This is a genomic window from Salinadaptatus halalkaliphilus (genome assembly GCF_006543045.1).
GTDB classification, from domain to species: Archaea; Halobacteriota; Halobacteria; order Halobacteriales; family Natrialbaceae; genus Salinadaptatus; species Salinadaptatus halalkaliphilus.
The window spans coordinates 151,220-173,840 of record NZ_RBZW01000016.1 but is presented as its reverse complement, the minus strand read 5'-3'; the positions used below and the strand labels follow the sequence as shown (position 1 = coordinate 173,840).

General features: G+C 64.5%; 23 protein-coding genes. 8 read left to right on the top strand and 15 right to left on the bottom strand.

The genetic code is table 11. From position 1 onward, the window contains the following. Nucleotides 1-26 precede the first annotated feature (26 nt). Nucleotides 27-392 carry a hypothetical protein gene (locus D8Y22_RS06385; protein WP_141463872.1) on the top strand — a complete coding sequence of 122 codons (366 nt, stop codon included), beginning with the start codon at nt 27-29 and terminating at the stop codon, nt 390-392. Between the two features lie 7 nt (nt 393-399). On the opposite strand, the gene D8Y22_RS06380 is transcribed toward D8Y22_RS06385, so the two are convergent. The 4 genes from D8Y22_RS06380 to D8Y22_RS06365 form a co-directional block, all read right to left on the bottom strand. Further along, complete coding sequence (locus D8Y22_RS06380; RefSeq protein ID WP_246084365.1) at nt 400-1,257, bottom strand: cupredoxin domain-containing protein; 858 nt, start codon at nt 1,255-1,257, stop codon at nt 400-402. 131 nt (nt 1,258-1,388) lie between these two features. Then, a complete protein-coding gene (locus D8Y22_RS06375; RefSeq protein WP_141463870.1) occupies nt 1,389-2,744 on the bottom strand; it encodes a tryptophanase in 1,356 nt (451 codons plus the stop codon). 179 nt (nt 2,745-2,923) lie between these two features. Further along, complete coding sequence (locus D8Y22_RS06370; RefSeq protein WP_141463869.1) at nt 2,924-3,433, bottom strand: hypothetical protein; 510 nt, start codon at nt 3,431-3,433, stop codon at nt 2,924-2,926. Between the two features lie 147 nt (nt 3,434-3,580). Beyond that, nucleotides 3,581-4,759, bottom strand: a complete 1,179-nt coding sequence (locus D8Y22_RS06365; RefSeq protein WP_141463868.1) for an aspartate kinase — start codon at nt 4,757-4,759, stop codon at nt 3,581-3,583. Between the two features lie 183 nt (nt 4,760-4,942). On the opposite strand from D8Y22_RS06365, the gene D8Y22_RS06360 reads away from it, so the two are divergent. The 3 genes from D8Y22_RS06360 to hjc all read left to right on the top strand — a co-directional run bounded on the left by D8Y22_RS06360 (nt 4,943) and on the right by hjc (nt 6,854). Next, nucleotides 4,943-5,380 (top strand): hypothetical protein, encoded by a 438-nt coding sequence (locus D8Y22_RS06360; RefSeq protein WP_141463867.1) that lies wholly within the window; start codon nt 4,943-4,945, stop codon nt 5,378-5,380. A gap of 51 nt (nt 5,381-5,431) precedes the next feature. After that, complete coding sequence (locus D8Y22_RS06355) at nt 5,432-6,235, top strand: CPBP family intramembrane glutamic endopeptidase (protein WP_141463866.1); 804 nt, start codon at nt 5,432-5,434, stop codon at nt 6,233-6,235. 91 nt (nt 6,236-6,326) lie between these two features. Further along, a complete protein-coding gene (gene hjc / locus D8Y22_RS06350; protein WP_141463865.1) occupies nt 6,327-6,854 on the top strand; it encodes a Holliday junction resolvase Hjc in 528 nt (175 codons plus the stop codon). A gap of 64 nt (nt 6,855-6,918) precedes the next feature. Here the strand turns inward: hjc and D8Y22_RS06345 are convergent, their stop codons facing one another. From D8Y22_RS06345 to D8Y22_RS23230, 4 genes are all read right to left on the bottom strand, one after another. Continuing rightward, nucleotides 6,919-8,748, bottom strand: coding sequence for an AMP-dependent synthetase/ligase (locus tag D8Y22_RS06345; RefSeq protein WP_141463864.1), 1,830 nt, complete (start codon nt 8,746-8,748; stop codon nt 6,919-6,921). A gap of 226 nt (nt 8,749-8,974) precedes the next feature. After that, entirely contained in the window at nt 8,975-10,201 is a 1,227-nt protein-coding gene (locus D8Y22_RS06340; RefSeq protein WP_141463863.1) for an MFS transporter, read from the bottom strand. A gap of 86 nt (nt 10,202-10,287) precedes the next feature. Further along, nucleotides 10,288-10,989 (bottom strand): SWIM zinc finger family protein, encoded by a 702-nt coding sequence (locus D8Y22_RS06335; RefSeq protein ID WP_141463862.1) that lies wholly within the window; start codon nt 10,987-10,989, stop codon nt 10,288-10,290. A gap of 131 nt (nt 10,990-11,120) precedes the next feature. Next, complete coding sequence (locus D8Y22_RS23230; RefSeq protein ID WP_141463861.1) at nt 11,121-11,915, bottom strand: redoxin domain-containing protein; 795 nt, start codon at nt 11,913-11,915, stop codon at nt 11,121-11,123. A 106-nt stretch (nt 11,916-12,021) separates the two neighbouring features. Between D8Y22_RS23230 and pspAB the strand changes: the two genes are divergently transcribed. After that, nucleotides 12,022-12,627, top strand: coding sequence for a PspA-associated protein PspAB (pspAB, locus tag D8Y22_RS06325; RefSeq protein WP_141463860.1), 606 nt, complete (start codon nt 12,022-12,024; stop codon nt 12,625-12,627). A gap of 193 nt (nt 12,628-12,820) precedes the next feature. Here pspAB and D8Y22_RS06320 read toward each other — a convergent pair whose 3' ends face one another. After that, nucleotides 12,821-13,147: a hypothetical protein gene (locus tag D8Y22_RS06320; protein ID WP_141463859.1), complete on the bottom strand. Its 327-nt coding sequence runs from the start codon at nt 13,145-13,147 to the stop codon at nt 12,821-12,823. 383 nt (nt 13,148-13,530) lie between these two features. Between D8Y22_RS06320 and D8Y22_RS06315 the strand changes: the two genes are divergently transcribed. Both D8Y22_RS06315 and radA read left to right on the top strand, forming a co-directional pair. Then, nucleotides 13,531-14,685: an outer membrane protein assembly factor BamB family protein gene (locus tag D8Y22_RS06315; RefSeq protein WP_141463858.1), complete on the top strand. Its 1,155-nt coding sequence runs from the start codon at nt 13,531-13,533 to the stop codon at nt 14,683-14,685. A 236-nt stretch (nt 14,686-14,921) separates the two neighbouring features. Beyond that, nucleotides 14,922-15,953: a DNA repair and recombination protein RadA gene (gene radA / locus D8Y22_RS06310; protein ID WP_141463857.1), complete on the top strand. Its 1,032-nt coding sequence runs from the start codon at nt 14,922-14,924 to the stop codon at nt 15,951-15,953. Nucleotides 15,954-15,993: 40 nt separating this feature from the next. Here radA and D8Y22_RS06305 read toward each other — a convergent pair whose 3' ends face one another. From D8Y22_RS06305 to D8Y22_RS06280, 6 genes are all read right to left on the bottom strand, one after another. After that, the gene (locus D8Y22_RS06305) at nt 15,994-16,389 is read right to left on the bottom strand and encodes a hypothetical protein (protein ID WP_141463856.1); all 396 of its coding nucleotides are present in this window, start codon (nt 16,387-16,389) and stop codon (nt 15,994-15,996) included. A 143-nt stretch (nt 16,390-16,532) separates the two neighbouring features. Beyond that, nucleotides 16,533-16,952: a Fe-S cluster assembly sulfur transfer protein SufU gene (sufU, locus tag D8Y22_RS06300; protein WP_141463855.1), complete on the bottom strand. Its 420-nt coding sequence runs from the start codon at nt 16,950-16,952 to the stop codon at nt 16,533-16,535. Between the two features lie 241 nt (nt 16,953-17,193). Continuing rightward, on the bottom strand, nt 17,194-17,442 hold the full coding sequence (locus D8Y22_RS06295) for a hypothetical protein (RefSeq protein WP_141463854.1): 249 nt from the start codon (nt 17,440-17,442) through the stop codon (nt 17,194-17,196). A gap of 192 nt (nt 17,443-17,634) precedes the next feature. Beyond that, complete coding sequence (locus tag D8Y22_RS06290) at nt 17,635-18,225, bottom strand: hypothetical protein (protein ID WP_141463853.1); 591 nt, start codon at nt 18,223-18,225, stop codon at nt 17,635-17,637. Between the two features lies 1 nt (nt 18,226). Further along, nucleotides 18,227-19,351 carry an ArsR/SmtB family transcription factor gene (locus tag D8Y22_RS06285; RefSeq protein WP_141463852.1) on the bottom strand — a complete coding sequence of 375 codons (1,125 nt, stop codon included), beginning with the start codon at nt 19,349-19,351 and terminating at the stop codon, nt 18,227-18,229. Between the two features lie 89 nt (nt 19,352-19,440). After that, the gene (locus tag D8Y22_RS06280; RefSeq protein ID WP_141463851.1) at nt 19,441-21,654 is read right to left on the bottom strand and encodes a (Fe-S)-binding protein; all 2,214 of its coding nucleotides are present in this window, start codon (nt 21,652-21,654) and stop codon (nt 19,441-19,443) included. A gap of 182 nt (nt 21,655-21,836) precedes the next feature. On the opposite strand from D8Y22_RS06280, the gene D8Y22_RS06275 reads away from it, so the two are divergent. Further along, nucleotides 21,837-22,433 carry a conditioned medium-induced protein 4 gene (locus D8Y22_RS06275; protein ID WP_141463850.1) on the top strand — a complete coding sequence of 199 codons (597 nt, stop codon included), beginning with the start codon at nt 21,837-21,839 and terminating at the stop codon, nt 22,431-22,433. The last annotated feature ends 188 nt before the right edge of the window (nt 22,434-22,621 follow it).

Genomic DNA, 22,621 nt, shown 5'->3' with positions numbered 1-22,621 from the left:
GACGGGAACGTGGTACGTCGCCTCGCATGGCGCTTGCACGGATACTCAGCGGCGATCCCTCGAGAACGTCGAAGCTCTATCTCGCCATTGGCGTGCTCTCGCTCGTCAAGGCGATCGCAGTCCGGGACGATCAGGAACGGTTCCGTCGGGAACTGGCCGACGCCGGACTCTTCATTGGCATCGGTATCGCGCTTCGAAAGTTCGCCCAGCTCAAGGCAGAAAAACGAGCGGAGATCGAGTCTCAAGTCCCCGGTTGGCTGGTCGACATCGCGGATTCCGAGGCGACGAAGACGGGCCTCCAAACAGTCGCGAAACGCCGACTCGGCCGGCAGGGACCCGAGCCGGAACCGACGATCGGCGACCGAGCCCGTGGACTCGTGTCCCGGTCCTAACTCCCGGCTAGAGCGGAATTTCCTTCCTCGAGTCGTCGATTTCGTCCCAGGAGACCCGTCCCTGCTCGACGATCCGCTCGGGCTCGAGGGCGGGGTCGCCGAGGACGGTCAGTGCAGCACCGATCGGCGGCCGCGGTTCGGGTGCCTCGGCGGGTGGCGATTCCGGTTCGTCAGCCGGGGGCTCGGCGTCGGCTGTGGGCGGGCCGTGGTCGTGATCCGGTGGCCCCTCGCGGTGGCCCGGCGGTTCCTCGTGATGACCCGCTGGATCGTCCATGTCGCCGTGCTCGGCGTCGCCGTTCGGTTCGTCCGGCGGTTCGGGATCGGGGACCGGCTCTGCACCCGGTCCGGTCGCCTCCCCGACGACGAGTCGGACGACGTGCCCGAAGAGTTCGTGTGGCCCACAATGAAGGTCGTAGACCCCCGGCTGGTCGAACGTGTAGAGCCAGGAGGCCTCGACCGGCAGGACCGGCGAGGAAAACGGCGGAACGCCGTCGGGAACGCGCTGTTGAATTCCGAGGGCCGGGTGGTAGGCCGTCACGGAGTGGTGTGGCGAAACGAGTCGAAACTGGACCGTCTCGCCGGGTTGGATGTACAACCCGGTCGGCTCGAAGAAAAACTCCGGGACCGCCCGGTCCGGTCGCGGTTCGGTTTCGACATCGATCACGTGATCCGGTTCGACCGGCGGTGACTCGTCCGCCGAGAGCGCGGCAAAGCCGAACACCGGATCGATCGCGTCTGCCGTCGGTTCGGATGGCTGGTCTTCGTGCTCGTTCCCACTGGCACCGACCGATGCCGTACCGAGGGCTGCTACTGTCGTTCCAGCCCCCAGCGCCTGGAGAACTCGCCGCCGGTCGATTCCACCCACTCGTCGTCTCCCACTGCCGTTCGAACGGTTGTTGTTGCTCGACATTCCAGGGCTTGCTCCCACGAGCACGGAGATAAATGTAGAACTCACCCAATCGTGAGAGTCAGCGATCGATCGAATTCGGACTGTAGTTACGGTCGAGTTGGCTCGAGTGGCTCGAGATCGGCGCTGAAGTGACGCAATTCGGGGACCGCTGGGTCGCTGGCAATTTCGTAGCCCGAGACGGTTTCACGATTCTCGAGGACGGCTGTGGCCGTCTCGGCGACGTGCTCGAAGTGTTCGCGGTGATAGGTTCGCCGCGGGACGGCCAGCCGAACGAGTTCGGGCCGATCGGTGTTGGGAAAGGCGAAACTCCCGAGTTCGACGCCGCGGACGCCACCCTCGCGATAGAGTTCACAGACCAGTGCCTGGCCGGGGAACTCGCTCGCCTCGAGGTGGGGAAAGAGTTCGCTCGCGTCGAGGTAGACCGCGTGGCCACCCACGGGGCGGTAGATCGGCACGCCGACATCCTCGAGCAGTGTCGCGAGCGTCGCGATCGACTCGAGGCGGTCCTCGAGATAAGACGGTTCGACGGCTTCGCGGAGGCCGACGGCCATCGCGCCGAGGTCGCGCCCGGCCATCCCGCCGTAGGTCGGAAAGCCCTCGAAAAGGATCGCCCGTTGTTTGCACCGCTCGAACAGGTCGGCGTCGTCGGTCGCAACGAAACCCCCGGCGTTGACAAGACCATCTTTCTTGCCGCTCATCACGATAGCGTCGGCGTAGCCGAGTTGTTCACGAGCGATTGCGTCGATCGTCGCGTCCTCGAATTCGGGCTCGCGGCGCCGGACGAACGCCGCGTTCTCGGCGAACCGGCAGGCGTCGATCACGAACGTGGCGTCGATCTCGTCGGCGAACGTCCGGATCGCCCGCGTATTCTCGACGCTGACCGGCTGGCCCGCCGTCGAGTTGTTCGTGATCGTCTGGACGACGACGGGTACCCGTTCGGCGCCCACGTCGTCGACGACCGCACGGGCTCGCTCGAGCGAGAAATTCCCCTTGAACGGCGCCTCGAGGGAGGGGTCGTCGGCCCCCTCGGTCGGACAGTCGACGGGATCGGCCCCCTGGTTAGCGACGTGGGCCCGGGTCGTGTCGAAGTGGGTGTTATTCGGGACGACATCGCCCTCCGAGAGCAGGCTGCCGTAGAGGACGTTCTCCGCGCCCCGTCCCTGATGGGTTGGGACGACGTGCTCGAAGCCCATCACGTCGGCGACCGCCGACTCGAGTTCGGCGAAGCTTTCCGAGCCGGCGTAGGCTTCGTCGCCCCGGAGCAGGGCGGCCCACTGGGCGTCGCTCATCGCGCCGGTGCCGCTGTCGGTCAGGAGATCGATAAAGACGTCCGCAGCGTCGAGGTTGAACACGTTGTACCCCGCAGCCTCGAGCGCCCGTTCTCTGGTCTCGCGTGCAGGGAGCGAGATCCGTTCGACCATCTTCGACTTGTAGGCGACCATACTCCGTTCTTGCGGGCCAGACAATTCAATTCGCGTGAGGCAAGCTGGGCACCGACGGCGCGACTCGTCGCGGAGGCGCCAGATTCGAACAGCGACGCACGGATACGGAGCGTGGCGACTCGGTCGGTACAGGACCAGGCAGCAACACGGACGAGCGTGACCTGTAGTTGCTACTATCGTTAGGCGTCTTCGCAGGCGCGCCCGAACACGAATCCGTCTCTGCCGAACGTCTCGTCAGGGACCCGTCGCGTCGTCGGCTCGGGACCGACGAGTTCCAGGTCGTCCGCGGATCGAACCTCGAGCGGTGGCGATCGGCGGCTGTCGTCGACGGCGCTCGTGGGCCGGCGAGAACGTCCGGCAGAGATCGATCGACACGGGCCGCCGCCTGAACCGGCGGCACCCGTCCGAACAGACTGGGATCGGTTCGTCCGCGAGATAGCGGCGACAGCAGCCTCGAGTGCGTCGTCGCCGATGGTGACGGATGTGGGTTCGCCGACGAACGTCCAGTCGGCGACGCTCTCGGCAACGGCCGCGTCGCAAGCGCCGGTTCCACGCGGTGGTGCTGGGTCGTCGCGCTCGGCGGTCGCGACGAGTGCGGCCGGCGAGTCGACGCCGTAGCGCTCGAGAACAGCGTCGGGATCGGGCTCGACGTGGGGGAAGACTTCGGTTACTGGCGGACCAGTCGACATAGCACCGATGGCATCGGTTTGCCCTTTCGTTACGATGCCATTACCGATCCTAAGAACGAATTTCGATGCAGTAACCACGGCGTTCGAGCCGACCGATCCGTGTCGAGACGCCCCTCGAGGTGAGCAGCCGACTCGAGGTAGCGACGGTTAAACGACGTCCTGGGTGAGCTCGAGTGTTCGCTCGCGGTCGTCCCAGTCGACGAAGAGAGCGACGCTCGTGGCGCTGGTGACGACATCCTGCAGGTGGATGCGATCCTCGGCAAGGGGCTGGATGATTTCGCTGATGATGCCCGGCTGGTTCGGAATCTCGCCGCCGGTAACCCGAACGACGGCGACCGGTGAGTCGACGGTGACACTCGAGAGTTCGTCGCGGGCGATGACCTCGCGGTGGAGGATGTTCTCGGCGCGTTCGGCCTCGTCCGCGTCGATGTAGAACGTGACGGTGTCCATCCCGCTGGCGACGGCGTCGACGTTGATATCGCTCTCGGCCAGCGACTCCGAGAGGTGATGAAAGATGCCCGGCTGATTGCGAATCGCGCGGCCGGCGACGGTCAGGCAGGCGAGCGGTCGCTCGCGCAGGTCGACGAGATTGCGGAACTCGCCTTCGATGCTGGTGCCGCCCGAGAGGAGGTCACCGTGCTGGTAGTGGACGACCCGCACGTCGAGCGCCCCGTCTTTGTACGAGAGCGCGGAGGGAGCAACGACCTCGGCGCCGCGGAAGGAGAGATTGCGAAGTTCGTCGACCGAAATTTCGCCGACGTTGCGAGCGCCCTCGACGACGCGTGGGTCCCCGGTCATGACCCCTTCGACATCGGTCACAATGACGACTTCGTCGGCGTCCATGTACTTACCCATCATCACGGCCGTCGTGTCGCTGCCCCCGCGACCGAGCGTCGTGATCGAGCCGTCGGCTCCTTCTGCGAGGAAGCCGGTCAGGACCGGCACTTGCGCGTCCATCGTCTCGGCGACCTCGAGGGCGCGTTGTTGGGTCTCCTCGACATCGACCTCGCCGTATTCGTCGGTGACAACCGGCCACTCGTCTTTGCCGGGCTCTAAGAAGGTCGCGTCGATGTCTCGAGCCGACAGCGCGGCCTTGAGCATCCGAACCGAGGTTCGCTCGCCCATGCTGACGATCTGAGCGCGGTCTTGTTCGTCCGTCTCGAAGGTGATATCCTCGAGGAGGTCGTCGGTCGTCGATCCCATCGCACTGGCGACGACAGCGATTTCGTGACCGTCCTCGACGGCCGCTGCGATCGAATCGGCAGCGCGATCGATCCGTTCGCCGCTCCCGAGACTCGTGCCGCCAAACTTGGCTACAACACGCATACTGATACCTCACAGCGCGGTTCGTTCGTCGTGATTCGACCGGTGGCGTGGCTCATACCCGGTTCGTTACCAGAGCGTGCAAATAACTGTGTCCCATTGGCCCGCTGTGAGTTGCCGTCGATCGATCGGTTTCGTGCCACGAGGCGCGTTATTTATACCAATGCGTAGCGTTACCATATGGTGATGAACGTACGGGACGCGCTCGAGGCCGACGCAGACGCGCTGGCGGCGATCGCGGACTCGCCAACGGACGTGATGCGCAATCTGGTCCACGACCGGACGGTTCGAGTCGCCGAAGACGGGAGCCACGATCCGAACGTCGACGTCTCGAGTTCGCAGTACGACGGCTCCGACCCCGAAGATCTGCTGGGTTTTATCAGCTTCGACGCCCGGGAGGAGACAGTCCACGTTACCCAGGTCGACGGGACCGCAGACGCCTGCAAACAACTGCTCGCCGAGCCGGTTCGATTCGCCGACCGGGAGTCGATGGCCGTCGAAGTGTTGGTGACGTCGGGTCAGGACACGGTCGCGGACGCCGCGGCTGACTTGGGCTTCGAACGGCACGGTCGCGGCCCCCGGTTCGAGGGCGAGCCGACCGTCCGGTTTCGACTGGAACCCTGACCGTCGCCTCGAGAGACAACGCACAAGACGTTCCTGGTCTTAGGCCGCGGTATGTCCGAGACTGCCCACCGAAACGAAAGCGCTATTTGGGCGACGCTGGTCGCGGTCGGCCTCGCTGCGTTCGGTATCGCAGCGACGCAAGTGACGACGCTGCCGGCGTTTCTCCTCGATCCCGCGTTGATCGATGCGCCCGCGGAGGCTTCGATGGCGGCGCGGACGCTCATGATGGTGCTCAACTTCGTCGGCTTCGCGCTGGCGGGGGCGATCTATCTCGCCTGGACCGGCCGGGGGTGGGCTTACGTCGACCTCCGTTGGCCGACGACTCGAGGGTGGCTGTACGTCGTCGGCGGTATCGTCGTGAGTATCCTCTTTTACGTCGTCGCGAGTATTTTGTTGCAGTTTCTCGAGTTACCGGCCACTGAGAACCAGATCGTCGAGATCATCGGCGACGACCAGACGATGATCCTGCTGATGATCGTCATCGTCTTTTTCTTCAACGCGCCCGCGGAGGAATTCCTCTTTCGAAACGTCGTCCAGAAACGCCTCTACGACGCCGTGACGAAGTATCAGGCCGTCGTCATCGCCAGCCTCATCTTCGCACTGGTCCACCTGCCGGTGTACTTCCTCGCCGACGCGCCGCTGCTTGCGGTTGCCGTCTCGCTGGGCATCGTCTTCGGCGGGTCGGTCATCTTCGGCTGGCTCTACGCGGAGACCGACAATCTTGTCGTCCCGATCGCCGCCCATGCGGCGTTTAACGCCTTTCAGTTCGGTCTGCTCTATCTCGCCTTCGAGTACGATATCCAGGAACCGGCGCCGTCGATGGTCGTCGATCTGTTCGCACTCGTGGGGCTATGACCTGGAGAGTATCGTAGCCAGCCGATGGTTCGCCTCGCAGCGATCGACACACAGCGAACAGTATATGGGGGCCCGCCGGTGAGCATCCCACATGTCCCAGGCGAAGGGCGACCGCCGCGAGCGCGAACTCGTCAACGCACTCGACGAGGCCGGCTTCGCGGTGATGCGTGCGCCCGCAAGCGGCTCGGCGACCGAACGGGAACTCCCCGACGTGCTGGCCGGCGACGGCGAGTCCTTTTACGCGATCGAGGCGAAATCGAGTTCGGGCGACCCCATCTACCTCACTGGCGAGGAGGTCGAAGCCCTGATCTACTTCGCCCAGAGCTTCGGCGCGAAACCCCGTATCGGCGTCCGGTTCGATCGCGAGGACTGGTACTTCTTTCACCCCGGTGACCTCCACGTCACCGACGGGGGCAACTACCGCGTCAAGAAAGAGACCGCCCTCGCCGACGGCACCGATTTCCCCGAGTTCGTCGGCGAGAGCGAGAAGGTGACTCTCGAGGAGGTCGACGAGGACGGCGTCGTCGACGACGGGCCGGACGATGAGATCGTCCGCGTCCTCAACGCCGTCGAACAGGGCGTGATGGATATCGAGGAAGCGGCCCGAATGCTCGAGTAACGAGTTACCGGTGCGACCGCAGGATGGTCGCGGTCGCACCGAAAATGACCCACAGCAGACCGTATCACTCCGCGTACATCGATTCGATCCGGTCGGCGTAGCGTTCTTCGATCGTCGGTCGGCGCTTTTTCAGCGTCGGCGTCAGTTCCTCGCGGTCGACGCTCAGTGCGCGCTCGAGGAGCCGATAATCACCGACTTCCTCGTAGCTCGCGAGCGTTTCGTTGGCGCTCTCGAGGGCGGTTTCGAAGCGCTCGTGGACGTGGTCGTCCTCGAGGAGAGCGGGATCGACGGCGACGACCTCCTCGCTGTCGTCGCGTTCGGTGGCCGACTCGTCGAACGCGATCCCTTCGTCGGTCGCGAGGTCGAGGACGGCCTCGTAGTTCGGTTGGAGTAAGGCGGTGACGAACTTGCGGCCGTCGGCGATGGCCATGGAGTCGGCGACGAACCGGTCGCGGTTCAGCGCGGTCTCGACGCGGTTGGGCGAGACGTTCTTCCCGGTATCCAGCACGGCCATGCGCTTTTTTCGGTCGACGATGGTGAGGAAGCCGTCCTCGTCGAACTCGCCGATGTCGCCGGTGTGGTACCAGCCGTCGACGATCGAGTCGGCCGTCGCAGCCTCGTTGTTCCAGTAGCCCTCCATCACGTTCGGGCCGCGATAGAGGACCTCGCCGTCGGCGGCGAGGCCGACCTCGCTGCCGGCCATCGGGTAGCCGACGGTGCCCGCTCGGAACGAGTCCGGCTTGTTCATCGTCGATGGGCCCGTCACCTCCGTCGAGCCGTAGACCTCGACCAGGGGGATGCCCAGTCCCCAGAAGTAGTGTAGCAGGTCGGCGTCGATGCTCGCCGCGCCGGTGAGGGCGTACTCGACCTGCGTGAGTCCGAGTTCCTCCCGGAGCGTCGAGAAGACGAGTTTCTCCGCGAGGGCGTGTTTGGCCGCCAGCGCGCTCGAGACGCTCTCGCCCTCGCTTCGCCCCTCGCCGTAGGCCTTGGCGACGCCGTCGGCCCACTCCATCAGACGCCGTTTCGCGCCGCTCATCTCGGCGATCTGATCCTGAATGCCGGCGTACACCCGCCGGTAGACCCGCGGTACGGTCACGAGCAGTTCGGGTTCGACCATCCCGAGTTCGTCTTTCAGGTCGTCGACGGTCATGAACGCCGCCGCGTTGCCGGTCCCCCAGAGATAGTAGTTCCCGACCCGCTGGTAGATGTGCGACAGCGGGAGGAAACACGTGCCGACGTTGCCCGACTCGAGCGAGAGGCGCTCGTCGACCATCGCCGTCGCCGCCAGCAGGTTTCGGTGGGTGATCGTACAGCCTTTCGGATCACCGGTCGTCCCGCTCGTGTAGATGATCGTCGCCGGCTCGTCGTCGTCGGCGTCGTACCCCGCCAGTTCCGGCGGCTCGGCCGTCGGCAGGTCGTCGATGGGGACGATTTCGTCGACGGCGTCCTCGAGTTCGTCCGGATAGTCGTCCTCGGTGATCAGCACCGAAGCGTCCGCGTCGTCGACGACGTGGGTGGCCTGGTCGGCGCTGAAGGAGGGATAGACGGGCACCAGCACGAGCCCCGCCAGGTGCGTCGCCACGTCGGCGACCGACCACTCGTATCTGGTCGGCGCGCGGATGCCGATTCGGTCGCCCGGTTCGAGCCCCAACTCGAGCAGGCCGCCCGCGACCGCTCTGGCCTCCTCGAGTAGCTCCGCGAAGCGTACGTCCTCGAACGAATCCCCCTCCCGAATCAGCGCGGCCGGTTCGTCGGCGTACGCCTCGAAGTGGTCTTCGAGCCAGGCCGCCATCGGTCCGTCCGGCACCGAAAGCGCCGGTCCCGCTTCGACCTCGGTCACGAGGTCGGTTGATGCAATTCCCTCCGCCGTGTCGTCGTCTGCTGTTTTTGCCATGGATACTCGTGGGTGTGGCTGTGGTTCGGTTCGCCCCCTTCAGCACCGACCAGCGACCGCGACGTCGTGACAGCCAACGAGCGGCGAATAATGGTACGTCTCAACACACCATGATTCGTGATCCCCGCCGAAAAGACTAGCTGGTTGTTTTCGTCAATCGTCGGCTGTAACGGCGCCTGACTCATCGATATCCGCCGGCTGTTTCGACGGCGCGATAGCGAGTGCGTTAGTCGCCCCGCGAGGCGACGCCGGTGAGAAACGCGCTCGAGCGCTCGCCGATGAGCAAGACCACGAGTCCCGACAGCAGGAAACAGCCGGCGATCAGTGCGAACGCCAGTATCGTCGAGGAGAGGTCGATCGCCGCGCCGAGCAACAGCGGCGTCGACAGCGAACCGAGGGAACTCGCGGTAAAGACGAAACCGAAACTTCGGCCGGTCGATCCCTCGGCGGCGTAGGTACTTACCAGCCGGTCGCGCGAGGCGAAGACGAGGCCGAAGGCGCCCCCGGCAACCGCGAAGGTGACGATCGCCGCGAGGGCCCCGATCGGCACCACGTCGACGACAGCCACGAACATCGTTCCCGCCGCGATTGTCGTCGCACCGGCGATGATGGCCCGTGGATCGTACCGATCGGCCAGCACTCCGCCGAGCAGGACGGTAACCGAGGCGACGGCGAAAAACACCGACAGCGTCGTGTTTCCGACTGTCTCCGACAGTCCGAAGCCGTCGATGACCAGGAGCGGCGTAAACGTCTGAATCCCTTTCTCGGCCATCGTAAACACGATGAAAAAGACCGCCATGATCAGAATTGTCGGCTGCAACAGCGCCGAGAGACTGCTCGTCGACGCCGTCTCCGCCTCGTCGTCCGTTCCGTCGAGATTCGCCTGGTAGACCGGCTCGAGCAATACGGCGGTCAGGACGGCGTAGCCGACGCCGACGGCACCGACGAGCAGGAGTGCAGATCGCCACCCCGCAGTCAGAGCGAGAAAGCCGACGATCACCGGCGCAGCCGCAAAGCCGACGTAGCCCCCGAACGTGTGGATACTGAAGTTCTTTCCGAGTCGATCGTCGTCGCTGACAGCCTCCAACAGCGGATAGTTGGCCGGGTGAAAGGAGGCCTGTCCGATCCCGGAGATGGCGGCCCCGGCGACCAACACGAGGTAGGTGTTTGCCAGTCCGGCGACCATCACGCCGATCGAGGTCGTCGCAATTCCGGCGACGAGGATCCACTTGGCACCGATGCGATCGACCAGTTCGCCGACGGGAATCTGGAGTAACATGCCGAGTGAGATGATCGAGACGATGAGTCCGAGCGCTGCGGTGCTCACGTCGAACTCCGCGCGCAAGAGCGGAAACAGCGGGGGAAAGACGATAATGTAAAAGTGCGACAGGAAGTGACCGCCGCTGACGAGTCCGACGGTCGAGCGTTCCGTCCAGTGATTCGACGCCGCCATACCCGGCTTTTAGCGATCGACATTATAAGTACTCGCAAACCGGGGGTTCTGGCTTCGACTCCCGTCTCACCGATGATCCGTCGTGGCTACTCGTTCGATCGGTCGGATTCCTCGGTCGGAGTCGGTACTTCGCGCTCGAGTCGCGTTCGCGGGAAGGTATAGACCTTCAGCGATCGGGGGACGGTGCCGTTGGCTTTGATAGTTGCATGGGGGTAGACCGCGCCGACGACGGGAGTGGCCGACTCGTAACGCTCGTTCGTGCCGTACTCTGCGACGGTGCAGTCGGCGTCACGAATCCAGACGGCATCGGACCGCAGGTTCGAAACGTCGACGACGGTGAGTCTGGCGTCGGTTTCACGGTCGCGAACGGTGTCGCCGGGGCGGATGCTGTGAAGATCGCAGTAGATCGGTTCGGTCGCTTGAACGTCGTCGCTGCCGTCTCGACGGCGGTTGGTCACAGCACTCTCGTCGACGAAGACGGACTCGCCGCAGTCGTAACAGGAGACGGCGACCGTCCCCGGCGGCGGCGTTCGACCCTCGGTGATCTCCATCGCGACGCGGCGAACGTGCTTGCAGCGGACATCCCGAAAGACGTGATCGGGACAGCTACAGCGCCCGCTCTCTAAGTCGACGAGATAAGTCTGATCGCTCGCGGATTCGACCTCGTAGAGGCCGTCCCCGAGTGCGAGCACCGACATCGGTTCGGTGCGGGCCCGGCGCGAGCGCTCGGAAACGTGATCGGTGGGCGGTACTGGAAGCGGTGCTTTCGGTGACGCTGTTGTGTTCATCGGTGCGTCGAGTGGTGGGGGGGTACGGTCGGCTAGCTGTTCGACGATACTAGTCGCTCGACACGTATAACGACTGTCCCAATCAGGATATCTAACGTCTCTACAGCTAGATTATGCCACTTGCTTCTACGCTACCGGCCCTCGATCGCCGCCTCGAGTTCGTCGTACGGCGGCGTCTCTGGCCACTCTGTGGCGACCCAGGCATAGTCGACGGTCAGGTCGTCCTCGAGCAGAAAGATCGCGGGTCGAGGCTCCTCGAGGCCGGCCATCCCGTCGAGGTCGTGGACGAGGTCGTATCGCGTCGCCACGTCGTTTCCAGGATCCGAGTACAGCGGGTACTCGAGGTCTCGATCCACGATGAATCGCTGGTGGTCGAACGGCTGTGAAACGCCGATGCCGACGACGGCGAGGTCGTCGCCGTCCCAGGACCGGGCCTGCAGTTCGTCCCACCAGTAGATCGACTTCCCGCCCCAGTTCAACGGGGAGAACACCAACAGGACGCCCCCCGCGTCTCGAGCGAGCGCCGAGAGGCTGACGTTCTCCCAGTACTCGTCGGTGACGAGCGGCCGGGTGAAATCCGGCGCGTGCTCGCCCGCGACGGGGTGGTCCGAGGGCGGCAACTCGACCACCGACGGGCCGTCGTCGGCTGCCGGCTCGGTCCCGTAGCTCGTCGCGAGGTACTCGAGGATATTGCCGCTCTCGGGCATCGTGACGCCGCGGTCGTGATCGATCAGCACGGGGACCGATCGCGTGCCCGCCTCGCGTGCGACCGCGTCGCGCAGTCCGTGTTCGCCGGCCACGAACCGCGACTCGTAGTCGATATCGGCGCGCTCGAGGCGGTCGACGACGCGTTCACACCACGGGCAGCCGTGGAGCCGATATAGCGTCATCGTCGGCGTCTCGTCGGTCTCGGATGTCGGTGTCATGTGGTAGCTACCGACACGTTTGGGTTCCACCATCAAAGGTTCGTACGGTCGCGAGCCGACGGCCCACACCGGTAGGATTCTAATGGGCGGCGTCCCTTCGTAGGATATGGGACTGCTGGACGGACTCCGTGCCGCCCTCGGGTTGCGAGCCGAAGCCGACGCCAAGCGCGATGCCGATCCCGAGGATCTCTTCGGGATGAGCACCGCCTACCTCACGATGGAAGCTGACCTCGGCTACGCGTCGACGGATGTCGGCGCGCTCTGTTTCTCTGGCGTCGACTCCCACAGCTTCCGCGAGGCCGTCGACGAGGTCGAGTCGATCCTCGAAGCCGGCCGCGAGGAAACCGGCACCGAGTTCGACGTGACCGAGGATGATCACGGCTACCACTGGGTGATCCTCGAGGACGACGACTCGGAGGACCTGATCACGAGCATGCACTTCGCCGCCGACACCTTCATCGAACACGGCTACGGCTCGCGGCTGCTCGCGGCCGTCTTCGGCTACGAGAACCGCGACGGGCCAGCCTACTGGATCTACTCCTTCCGTCGCGGCGCCTACTACCCCTTCGCCCCCCGTTCCGGTCGCGAACGCGACTCGAGCGCCGAGTTCAGACTCGAGTCGACCCTCGAGGACGAACTCGAGGTCGAACCCGACAAGGAGTACTGGTACCCGCTGTGGCCGAGCAAGCGCGGAACCCACCCCTGGGAGTGAACAGGGGCCGTACCGGACTGGACGTGAACGGTACTCCGCGAGTCGGTTCTCGAGTGTCTCGTCCCGACAGAACGGGCCGCACCGATAGACTGGAACGCCGCGACGATCTGGGCCACCGTGACAACCTGAATCGCTTCGACGACTGGATTGCCTCGACGACCCGAACCCTCTCTCCAGACACGGCTCTCAGCGTCTACGTGGCGGGGTCCATATTTTGCTGGGTGTGGACCCCGCGTGCGACCGCGCCGAGGCCGACGAGTGCGAGCACGGCGACGGTCAGCAGACTCCAGTCCCACAGGAACAACAGTCCCGAGAGTGCGACCGAGAGGACGCCGATCCCGGCCATCACGTAGCCGTACAGCCGCGGCCGGACGACGATCGTGGCCAGGCCGACGGCGACGACCGAGGCGAACCCCGTGACGACACTGATACCCGTCAGGGAGAGCGAAACGAGGGCGACGCCGCCGACGAACAGCGCCAGCGCGATCCACGGGTACTGCCATCGCTCGAGGGATTCCATACCCCGACTCGTTAGACAACATATATGAATTTTCTGTCCTGTGCTCGAGGAAGCGTCGCCGCTGTACGCTGCGACACCTATTTCGATCGCGTTACGATCAGCGTCTCCTCCAGCAGATACTGGAATCGCTGGACGTGTGGGTAGCACGTCCGAATTGACCGATGCTGCGGTAGAGCGGATGACACAGTACGTCTGGCCCTAACTGTCGGTGGTATCGGTGACCGTCGTGACACCCTGTAGCCGTCAGCTCCCGGTAGTATCCACGAGCGAGACAGTCGACACGAGGACCGCTTCAGGAACGCTCGAGCGGGGTACCAACAGACCGACGACGTCGAGACGCGAATCCAGTTCCATTATGCCGATCCAGTCGGTACCACAGCCCAGTGACCAACTGGAATCAATGTCAGGGGGACGCCGAACACAGCGGCCGCCGGCGTGATCGCGAGGGGCCACGCGAGATCACCGAGTCGTGGTCGGTCGACCTCGGTGGTAGCGTCGGTGCGCCCGTCTACGATCGCAACACCGTCTTCGTGGGGACGAGCCGCGGCACGCTCTACGCCCTCGAGGCCGAGACCGGTCGACGGCGCTTTACGGTCGAGACGACGGCCGCGACCGACGTCCCGCCGGCGGTCTCGCGCGATCGCGTCTACGTCGGCACCGAGACGGGGGCGGTGGTCGCGGTCGATCCCGAGACCGGCGATCAGATCTGGCAGACCGACCTGCCCGGCGATCACGCCGCCGGGCCGACGCTTCCCCCCTCGGACGACCGACTCTACGTCGCCCACGACGCGGGCGTCTCCGCGCTCGAGACCGAGACGGGCGACCTCGTCTGGACCTACGAGACGGAGACGGCCACCGTCGGCTCGCCCGCGGTCGCAGACGATCGCGAGTGGAGCGGTCCGCGGCTCTTCGTCGGCACCATCGCCGAGACGATCGTCGGTCTCGAGGCCGAGTCGGGCGAGGAACGCTGGACCGCGCCCGCCGACGGCGCGGTGGCTGCTGGCCCGGCGGTCGCCGACGGCCGGGTGTACGTCGCCGACGAAGGGGGTACGTTGCTCTCGCTGGATCCCGACTCGGGACAGACCTGGTTCACCTACCAGATTCAGGGGGGCTTCACCTCGTCGCCGACGGTCTGTCCCGGCGACGCGCCGACGGCCGACGCGGGGTCGGCGACCGATCAAGCCGAAGACGAGGAGGGGACCACGTTCGTCGGCGCGGACGACGGCTACGTCCACGTCACCGACACGACCTTCGGCCGGCGCAAGGTTCGGGGCTGGCTGTTCTCGAAGAAAGGTATCGCACTCGACGGCGAGGTGCGAGCGAGCCCCGTCGCCGTCGGCGATATCGCCTGCGTCGCCGATACGACCGGCTCGGTCTACGGTATCGACGCCGCCGACTACGATCTCTGGTGGCACGTCGGCCTCGACGGCCCGGTCACGGAACCGCCGGCGGTCGGAGACGCCCGCCTGTTCGTCCCCAGTGACGACGGCCACCTCCACTGTCTCGAGTGGACGCCGGGCGACCAGCCCTCGCGGTAGTTCATCCACCCACTCGCTCGCGTCGCCAGAACGGTACTCGCTGTGACCGTCGCTAACTCGAGTGCGTCTTGATCTCGATCGCCAACTCGTTCTCACACGTCCGATCTCGTTCTCACGCGGCCGCGTTCACCGCGACCGTCCCAGTCGACGACTCATCACCACGCCGTCGGCGTCCAGTTTCACTTTCACTTCCCTGTTAACGAGGGTTTATGATGGATCCCGCGCAAGGGTGGCCTATGCCAGAAGCAAATCTCGAGGAACTCCCCGGCGTCGGACCGGCAACCGCAGACAAACTGCAGGACGCAGGCTTCGAATCGTTCCAGAGTCTCGCCGTCGCCTCTCCATCGGAACTCTCGAACGCGGCCGACGTCGGCGAGTCGACGTCCGCAGACATCGTTCGTGCGGCCCGCGACGCCGCCGACGTCGGCGGCTTCGAGACCGGCTCGACGGTGCTCGAGCGACGGAACAAGATCGGCAAACTGAGCTGGCACATCGACGAGGTCGACGACCTGCTCGGTGGCGGCATCGAGACCCAGTCGATCACCGAAGTGTACGGCGAGTTCGGCTCCGGCAAGTCCCAGGTCACCCACCAGATGGCCGTCAACGTCCAGCTGCCAAAGGAGGTCGGCGGCCTCCACGGGAGCGCGATGTTCATCGACAGCGAGGACACCTTCCGCCCCGAGCGTATCGACGACATGGTTCGAGGGCTCCCCGACGAGGTCATCGACGCGACGCTCGAGGACCGCGAGATCGAGGGGTCGCCCGGCGACGAGGACGCGATGGAGGCGCTCGTCGAGGACATCCTCGAGAAGATCCACGTCGCGAAGGCGTTCAACTCCAACCACCAGATGCTGCTGGCCGAGAAGGCCCAGGAACTCGCGAGCGAACACGAGGAGGCCGAGTATCCCATTCGACTGCTCTGTGTCGACTCCCTGACGGCACACTTCCGCGCGGAGTACGTCGGCCGCGGTGAACTCGCGGATCGACAGCAGAAACTCAACAAGCACCTCCACGACCTCGACAAGGTCGGCAACCTCTACAACGCGGCCGTCATCGTCACGAACCAGGTCGCCTCGAACCCCGACTCCTACTTCGGTGACCCGACTCAGCCCATCGGTGGGAACATTCTCGGCCACAAGTCTACGTTCCGTATCTACCTGCGCAAGTCCAAAGGCGACAAGCGCATCGTCCGACTGGTCGACGCACCGAACCTCGCCGACGGCGAGGCCGTCATGCGCGTCCAGGACGGCGGACTGAAGCCGGAGTAACCGGAGCAATTTGGGTCTCGTCGCCGGTTCGGCTCGAGGGTCAACGTTCGAGCGCCTCGAGGGCCGCTTGCCGGTGGTCGATGACGTCCACGATGCGATCTTTCTTGTCCTCGGGGTCTTCGAGGTCCTCGAGCCAGTACAGCGAACTGTAGAACGCGACGAGGTCGCCGATTTCGCCCTCGGTGAGCAAGCCGAGATCGCCAGCGGCGGACTCGTAGATCACCGGGTGCTCGACGCGGGTCGTAACCCGTTCGTAGCCGCCGGCATCGACGATGTCGTCGAGATAATCGTAGGATCGAAGCTCTTCGACAAACGCCAGTCGAAGTCGGCGGGTTGCGTCGCGTTCTCGCTTCCAGTAGAGCAGGTACGAGCCGAGTGCGGTCGCGATAGCCCCGATGACCGCCCCGAGGACGAAGCCCGTCGCCGTCTCGAGCATGCACTCTCCTTCGCGGGGCCGACGGGTAGCACCGTGGCTTGCGACGGGTCGGTTCGTGGCGGTTCCGGTCGGAACGCAACGGATCACGGCTCGAGAATGGTCGCTACGAGAACAGTCGCGAGGGGCTCGTGAACCGGCGGCAGTCAGTCTTCGGTCGTCGTCTTCTCGACGTCGAGATCGCCCTGGTAGATCGCCGCGCCGTCCTGGGCGACTTTTTCGGCGAGTACTGCACACTTGACCCGCATCGGTGAGATGTCGACGCCGAGCATGTCGATGATGTCGTCACGGTCCATCGCCTGGAGTTCCTCGAGCGTCTTCCCGCGGAGTTCGGTCGAGAGCATGCTCGCGGCGGCCTGGCTGATCGCACAGCCGTCGCCGGAGAAGGCGACGCGTTCGATCGTCTCCTCGTCGTTCTCGAGTTCGACGTCCATGCGGATCTCGTCACCGCACATGGGATTCTCGCCGATGTGCGTGAAGGTTGGATCCTCGAGTTGCCCGTAGTTGCGGGGGTTCTTGTAGTGGTCGAGGATCTGCTGTCGGTACATATCCGAGCCCAGTCCCATCGTTGTCCACGCATAGGCTTGTCCGTTGTAAAAGGGTTCCGGGGCTCGTACTCCGGGGCGATGGAAACTGCGTGATCGCCGGTAGCTGCACGATCACCTCGAGAGGGAGTCTCGTCGGACGACGCTACGCGACGGAATAGTTGGTGGTCGGTGCTGCTAGTATCCTCCCAACCGTCGACTGCAGGGTCGAATCGATTCACCACAACGGATTCGACCCCGCAGTTCAGGGTTTGGAACGCCACTATGTCGACCCCTGGTCGGACGGGGGGTGAAGGTAGCAGGCATCGACGATCACGAGCACGCCGATGAGTGCGGCGACGAACAACGTCTGGACCATCGACGTGCCGAGGACAGTCGCCGCGACCAGTGCAACCACAAACGCGACCGGTACGACAGCGAGCAGGAAATCGTACCGGTTCGCCGCGGCGAGAACGTCGACCAGGGCATCGAACGAGCCGCGTTCGGATCGGTCGAGCTGTCTCTCGTACATTCGCTCTCACCTCGGCGGCGACTAGTTGGCCGAGAGCGTCCAAAAATCTTGGGTGAGTTTCTCGTTGTTTCGTGGCGTGGGAAGGCGACTCAGTGACTCCATCCACAGGAGTCAGTTTCGACGACCATCGGACTCACTGGCGTCCCAAGCCTGATCTAGTGAGCGACATCGTGCGGTGGGTATCGATGTCGCTCACCAGTCGATGGTTGGAACGGTACCGAGCACATCTCGAGGCGCTTTCCATCGGCTCGAGCGAGTTCCGCCGAGTCGGGCAGTAACGGTCGCCGCTCGAGGGCGGTTTGCAGTCCGTGGACGGCGAGCAAGTGGCCGATTCCGGCGAGGAGCGATCGCCTCGAGGCGAGTTGGAGACAGTCTCTCCCGGCCGTTCGTTCGGTAGAGATACTCCGCTGGCACCGCGAGCACGAGCAGCGGCAGGACGACGAACGCCGTCCCGCCAAGCGCGAAAACGACATCCGGCGACTCGCCGAACCCGATCGCCGGCCAGACGATGACGCCGACGAGTGCCGCGACCCCGAGCCCGAACGCGATCCGACACTCCCCTGTCCAGGCCGTTCCCAGACACACGCCGGCGAAGCCAAGGCACAGGCCGAACCCGAGCCAGAGCCCGGCGTCGAAACGCTGCCACCACGGCGTCGCCGTCGGGTCCGCCAACAGGACGAAGACGACGGCGACCAGCACCGGCAGTCCGACGCCACCGGCGAGCGGGCCGAGCGCGAGCTGGCGGGTCGTCACGTCCAGCTCGGAAGCGGGCGACTCGAGCACGTTAGCTCCCCATAGTGGCCCAGCCGACGAGCACCGCGGCGACGACGAACGGATGGGCCACGAGCAGTGCGATCGTTCGCCTCGAGAGTGACTCCCCTCGGTCCAGACGGCTGGCTACGAGTCGACCGGCGAGGTATGCGAGTGAGCCAAGCGGCGCGGCGATCACCGCGACAGCGAGCGGGCCGAGCGCGAGCAGGATCGGGTCGAACCCGCCCCTGACGAGGTCACCGCCAGCGAGATAGCCCCAGATACCGACGATGGGCGCGCTCGCGACCCCCCAACTCGCGAGGAGGCCGTCGTTCGCGTACGCGAGGGCGGCGGCCAGTATCACGCCCGCTGGAATCACCAGCTGTACCGCGATCCAGGCGGCCAGCGTCAGTCGGCGTCCGGCACCGACGGCGACGAGATCGAGCGCGAGAAACGTTCCGAACGCGAATCCGGCGATCAGAACTGCGTATCGACGGCTGGTGGCGACGCGCCGGCCGAACAACCGACGTTGGACGCCCGTTCGGTGAGCGAAGTCTTCTGTATCGTGGTCGAACGCACCCGCTCGAGCCGCCGCGAGGACGACGAGGACGCCACAGACGAACGTCACGGCAGCAGCGACGAACCACGGCTGGGTCGCCGTCGTCGTGGTCGTCGCCGTCGTACTCGCGGCGTCGTCACCGAGCATCCCGATTCGTGCGGGCTGGCGTGCGAGGACGCCGACGACCATCGCGATCAGCCCAACGAGTGCGATCGGTGCGAACAGCCGATCGACGGCATCCGCGAGACGCTCGGCGAACCCCGGCTCCCCCGCCGCCACGACGATCGCCTGCTTCGAGGGCTCGTAGACCGTCACCTCGCGGCCGTTCTCGCCGTATCTGGTCTCGACGGCCTCGAGCAGTTCCGCCGACTCGAGTTTGTCGACGTGGTAGCCGACGTTCTGGATGCTCGTCTCGAGTTCCTCGGCCACCTCAGAGCGGGTTCGGCCCTGCTCGTAACACGCCGCCAGCACGGCGCGTGAGGTTTCGGAGCCGAGGGCGTCGAAGAGCTGATCGGCGTCCTCGCCTTCGAGGCCGGCGACGGTCGGCTCGTCGGGCTCGCCGCGAAATCGTCGGACGAGCCGACCCGCGAGTCGATCCATGCACGGACCGTCGCACTCGAGAACAAAAGGATGTCCGGGAACTCAAAGAGGGATTTGAGCCCCGTGTCGAAAATATCGTATCCGACGCGTTAGTCCGCCGCGACCTCGAGCTTGGCCTTCTCTTCGGCGCCGATCGCTTCGACGACGAGTTCGGCGATATCGACGACCTCGATATCGTCTTCGTAGCCGCCGGTCTTGCGGCCGTCCTCGTACATCGTCATGCACATCGGACAGGCGACGACGAACTTCTCGATGCCGGCGCCGGCGTCGGTGTCCTCGAGGGCTTCCCGGATGCGTTCCTCGCTCGGTTTCGGTTCCTCTTCGAAGTCCATCCAGAGGCCGCCACCGCCGCCGCCACAGCAGAAGGAGTTGGCGCGGTTGCGTGGCATCTCGTCGAGTTCACAGCCCGTCGCGCGGATGAGTTCGCGGGGCGCTTCGTACTCGTCGTTGTACCGGCCGAGGTGACACGGATCGTGGTAGGTGACCGTGTAGTCGAGTTCGGTGCCGTTCAGGTCGAGTGCGCCGTTCTCGACGAGTTCTTCGACGGCCTGGGTCCAGTGATAGATGTCGATCTCGCCGTCTGCGTTCCAGTCGTCGGTGTAGTCAAAGGGCATCATCGGATCGTCGGCGAACTCCTCGAAGTCGAGCTCCGGATACTCGTTTTTGAACGTGTTGTAGGAGTGTGGATCCGTACAGACGATTTTGTCGAACTCGCAGTCCTCCCACGTTTCGACGTGGTGGCCGGCGAGTTCGACGTAGAGGAATTCCTCGCCGACGCGGCGGATGTCGTTGCCGTCGTACTTCTCGTCGTCGAAGAGGATGCCGAAGCTGACGTCGGCTTCCTGCAGGATCGTCGCCAGTGAGCGAGCGACCTGTTTGTTGCGCTCATCGTAGCTCGGGTAGTCGCCGACGTACCAGAGGTAGTCGACTTCCTCCTCGCGAGCGTCGGTGACGTCGAACTCGAGGTCGTCGGCCCAATCGGCGCGGTTGCGAGGCGAGTCGCCGAAGGTGTTGCCGTCCTGCATGACGTTCTGGAAGACGTCCTGCATGGAGGATGAGACGTCACCCTGATCGGTCATCTGGCGGTTGAGCCGGGTGAAAGACTGGAGATGTTCGATCTCGACCGGACAGGCGTCCATGCAGGCCATACAGGCCATACAGGATTCCATCGTCTCGGTGTTGATCACGGAGGTGCCGCCGTCGGCGATGATCGGTTTCTCCTCGCCGTCGGCGTCGAGGTCTTCGCGGTATTTTTTCAGGTCGAGGATCACGTTACGCGGGTCGAGCGGCCGGTCGGAGGCCTTCGCCGGACAGACCGAGGAACACCGACCGCACTTGGTACAGGCGTCCTGGTCCAAGATCTCTTTCCAGGTGAAATCGTCGATGGATTCGGCGTTGGTCGCGTCCAGATCCGACGGGACGTTCGGCAGGCGAGCGCCCGCGTTCTCGTCGCGCGTGACGACGTTGGCGAACGACGAGAGCATGTGGAACGGCTTGGCGTAGGGAATCCACGCGATGAAGAAGAACGCCAGCAGCGAGTGTTTCCACCAAATGAGCCAATGAAGGGTCTCGGCGTTGTATCCCAGCGACGACACCGCGCTGTACTCGACGCCGTTAACCGTCGCCTCGACGGCAGCGCCAGTCGTCGGCAGATCGATCGCCTGCAGGACGATCGCGATTCCGTAGCCGACGAAGCTGACGACCTCGTGATCCGGCATCCCGGTCGCGTAGATGCGCGCCCCCTCGAGCAGGAAGCCACCCACGCCGAGCCCAAAGAGCGTCCAGATGAAGATGTCGTCCTCGTTGGAGGTGTGGCGACCCCAGAGCCGGTGGTTTTTGACCCAGTAGCGGCGGTAGATCGCCATCCCGATCCCGACGACGAACAGCAGCCCCATCGCGTCGACCATGAACTGGTAGGCGAGGTAGAAGTCGCCCTCCCAGAAGACGATCCCGAACAGGAGTTCTGTTGTGTACTGCTCGAAGCCGATGATCAACGTTGCGATGAGCAGCGTCAGGAAGCCCCAGAGAATAAACGAGTGCATCAGGCCGCCGTAGAGGTCCCTGTTGAACTGCTTCTCGTTCGAAAGGACGATCTTTGCTGCGGCGGCGATACGATTCGGCAGATCGTTCAGTCGGGCGAACGGGTCGTCGTCGCCTTCGGCGTACCGTTTGAACCGCTGGTAGACACCGTAGGTGAGGACGGTAAGCGTAATGACGACCAGAAGATAGAACAACGCATACTCCACGTTGCTGATCCCCAGGTACGTCTCCCGCCCCACGTCCGACTGTGCTACGACGTTCATACTCATGGACGTGCGTGGGTGAGACTTAATTCTTGTCACACGGTCCCGAACCTTGACCCGGTGCCGTCCTGCGAAAATTTCTACGCCGTTTGGTGTTCATAATAGTCGACCATGTTCGACGGTTCCCGGCCAACGCAATGTGGCAACAGCCTTAAATAGACGCCCGTCGGGAGTGTCCACCCATGAACGACAAAACCGAGGAACTCCGAGAGATCTTCACCGACGTCACCGACGGTGAGGAAACCGTCACCGAATCCCAGGACAACGACCGAGGGTCCCTCGCCAGCGACGAACGAACCGACGACGAGCGCCTCGAGAGCGTCGTCACCCAGATGAAAGAGCGCTACGAGTTCGAGACGTCGCTCTCGACCGACGACCTCGTCACCGTCGCGAAGGGGTTCTACGACGACGACAGCGATAGCGACATCGCCAGCGACCTCGAGCCAGCCGTCGACGCCGAGACCGTCTTCAAGGCCCGCATGGATCTGCACCTCGTCGACGACGAGGATGCCGACGAAGTCGATCTCGTCGCGATCCGCGACCGCGAAGAAGACGACGCGTCGCTGGCTACCGAATACGATGTCAACACGGACCGAATCCAACGCTACCGGCGCGTGGCCGACGCCGAAGACGAATCCCGTCGCGCCAACGACCGCTACCGCGACGAGTTTGACAGCGTCCTGTCCGACGCCGAACTTACCAGCCAGCTGACGACCGATGTCCGGGAGGACGGCCTCGAGGACGCCACCGAGGGGATGGAAACGGACGTGGAGTTCTAGCGACCGAACTTTTCATTCTCGGGTCGGCCGAGGCCGACCGCTGGAATAAAAACTTCGATGAAAAAGGCCGAACGTTCGCTTCGCTCACGTTCGGTACAACGTCAGAGGTACCGCACCCCTACCATTCGCCAGCCACCGACGGCCGACAGCCATCGATCTGCTTCCCAGCCTCACCTTTATATACGATC